The 2,713-nt window shown below is 67.5% G+C and carries 2 protein-coding genes and 1 pseudogene; all 3 read right to left on the bottom strand.

The window, feature by feature from the left end; genetic code table 11:
• Positions 1-263 precede the first annotated feature (263 nt).
• Complete coding sequence (locus ABZ490_RS52085) at positions 264-641, bottom strand: hypothetical protein (protein WP_359008092.1); 378 nt, start codon at positions 639-641, stop codon at positions 264-266.
• Positions 638-1,279, bottom strand: coding sequence for a hypothetical protein (locus tag ABZ490_RS52080; RefSeq protein WP_359008090.1), 642 nt, complete (start codon positions 1,277-1,279; stop codon positions 638-640). Before ABZ490_RS52080 ends, ABZ490_RS52085 begins: the two co-directional genes overlap by 4 nt.
• A 9-nt stretch (positions 1,280-1,288) precedes the next feature.
• Positions 1,289-2,713, bottom strand: a pseudogene (locus tag ABZ490_RS52075) (hypothetical protein); the annotation flags it as partial.

Below are 2,713 nucleotides of genomic sequence, written 5' to 3'. Positions count from 1 at the left end.
CCAACTGCTTGATCAACGAACCCAGATCATCACTCGACCCACGCGAATCACGCTGCAACGTCGACAGCGTCTGCGCACCCATGTCGAACTTCATGAAGGCCCCCGTTCGGCTCACTTGACTCACATCACGCGCACTGCACGCAGACCCATCCCTATCAACTGACCGATTGCCTGTGCAATCGAGGGTGACGATCCGCACAGAGACACCACAAGCCCATGACCAACACATGGGGACACAGAGGCCAGTTCACCCCGAACCGCCCCTACTGGCTCCATGCCCTCGTCGGTTGCCCGTTCTCGTCCCACTCGTGATCCGACAGCATGGTCAGCCCGTCGTCGGCGAAGACTCGTTCGTGTGCGAGCAGGCCGCTGGGGTGCCATGCACGCGAGACACCGACCGGGCGGCCACGCCGCGCGGTCCCTTCGGAGCGAAGCCTTCCGTCCTCGTACCACTCCCGGTTCGGACCGTGCCGCAGGCCCTCCTCGTAGCATTCGAGGCTGACGAGCGCACCATCCTGGTGCTCCACGGCCTCGCCCGTGAAGAGCTCGCCCCGGAACAGCAGGCGCTGCCTGTTGTCCATGTCGACTTCGGGGTCATCCACGTCGATACGGATCGGTGCAGCCGGTTCGCGTCCGCTCACAGCATGTCGGTGAGGTCGGGGCCCAACCCGTCGATCAGGTCGGGCATTTCCAACCCGTACCCCTCCGCCCGCCCGAAGTACGTCGGATCACCGGTCTCGGCGGCCACACCGAGCATCGATTCGAGTTCCTGAAGGGCGGCGGCCAGACGAGGAGCATTTCGCCTCTGCACATCCGGGTGCGGAACCCCACCGAAGTCGCAGTAGCCCCAGACATCGTGGAACACGGCGACTTCTGCGGCCAGATGGCGCTCATCGGCGTAGACGGTGAGTCCGACGAGACCGGGCTCGCTGTGCTCCGCGCCTCCCGCGTCGATCCAGGTGCCCGTGCCGGAAACGGTCAGCGCGCCGATCCCGGCGTCCGGGAACCCCACAGGGCGACACTGCTGAATTCGCTGAGCGAGTTCAGCCTCATCCAGTTTTCCCCGGAGCGCGAGACCCGTGGTGACACCGACGCTGCCACGCCCGGCGACGAGCCATTGCCACTCCAGCGTGTCCGGCTCCAACAGACCATGGTCACGCAGAAGGGAAGACATCCGCACGGCGGTCATCAGGGCGGAGTCCAGACCTGGCGGCGCGAACGCGTCCAGCTCCCATTCCCACGAGGCGCACTCAGCAGGTGCGCGCATCAACGTAGACATGCGGATTCCTTAGGGATAGATCTGGCCGCCGGGCGGAATGGTGACCGAGCCGTCCCGGAATCGGATCTGGAAAACCGCTCCGGTCTTCTGAGCGTAGAACTCGACGTCCTTGACGGTTGACTCGGTGAGAGCGGCCCGCGTGTCGTGCACGTCCAGAATGGCGACCTTGGGGCCGTCGATCTCGCCGCCCAGCTGCTTCTGAGCGATCTTACGCGCCGCGGAACCGATGCCGTGCTCATGCTGCACGTCCTTGAGCTGGCATCCGTACTTGATCTCGTCTCCCGACTTCACCAGAACGTCGAGATCCAGATTCTGCTTCGGCAGCTTGTGCTCGAAGGCCAGATCCTCCACGCCGTGCGCCTTCAGTTCCGCCGCGTACTCCATCGCCTGGTGAACCGCGGGGAGCATCCCCTTCTGCTTGGTCTGGTTGAGCAGCTCCCGGTAGCCCGGGCAGTCGGCGAAGTCCCCGCGAGCGATGTGCTCGGCCACTCCGGCACCGTAGTCCCCCTTGCGCAACTGGGTGAGCAGGCGCTGCTGATCCTGCGCCGACATCTTCGCTCGGTCCAGCGCGGCCTGGACCCCGGCTTCCTGGTCCAGCGTCATGGGGCCGGTCGGAGGACTGGCCGCATGGTCACCCTCGTCGACCCTTTCGGGGTCCCGGAAAGGCTCGTGCCCGCCACCCGGGGCGTCTCCCGGAACGCCGCCCTCGCCCGATCCGCCCGGGCCGCCCTCGTGGCCGCCTGGCGTGCTGCCGCCCTCATGACCGTGTCCCGCCGAGCCGGTCTGCTCATGTGTGCCGGTGGTCTGGCCGTCGTGGTGAGATGCCGGACCGTCGCCGTGATGGGTTACGGGGCCATCGCCGTGGCCGGTCGGTGGCTCATGACTCGCGGAGGGGCCCGCACCATGCTCGTGGGCCGAACCACCGGGGAGGTGGTCCGCGGTGCCTCCGGGGAGGTGGTCGCCCGTGTGGGGTGTGGGTGTGTTGTCGGCGGTGTGGCCGACGTCGCCGAGGTCGGTGTCCAGGCTGTTGCCCAGCTTGATGTGCTGTGCCCCGGACTCGGCGGTGTGGGTGCCGGCGCCGACGAGGGCCGGTTCCTTCGCCGGGGTGTCGACCCGGGGGAGGTCGGAGCCCGAGGTGGGGTTGTCGGGGTGGTCGACGATGTCTCCGGGGCCGTCCTCCGCGGACTTCAGGACGGTGCCGTTCTCGTCGAGGAGGTTGCCCTGGGGGTCGTAGTAGCGGGCCGGGGCGCCCGCGTCCGTGGGGAGTTTGACCGAGCCCTCGGGGATCGCCGGGGTGTGCTCGGGCAGTTTGAAGTTGCCGTCCGGGAGCTTGGTCACACCCTCCGGGATCGCCGCGCCCTCGGGCAGGTGGATCGTGCCGTCGGGGAGGTGGACCGTCCCCTCGGGGAGCGTGATCGCGTTCTCGGGCAGCTT

This window comes from Streptomyces sp. NPDC005811 (assembly GCF_040630405.1).
In the GTDB taxonomy this organism is placed as follows: Bacteria; Actinomycetota; Actinomycetes; order Streptomycetales; family Streptomycetaceae; genus Streptomyces.
This window is presented reverse-complemented; position numbering and strand designations above follow the sequence as displayed.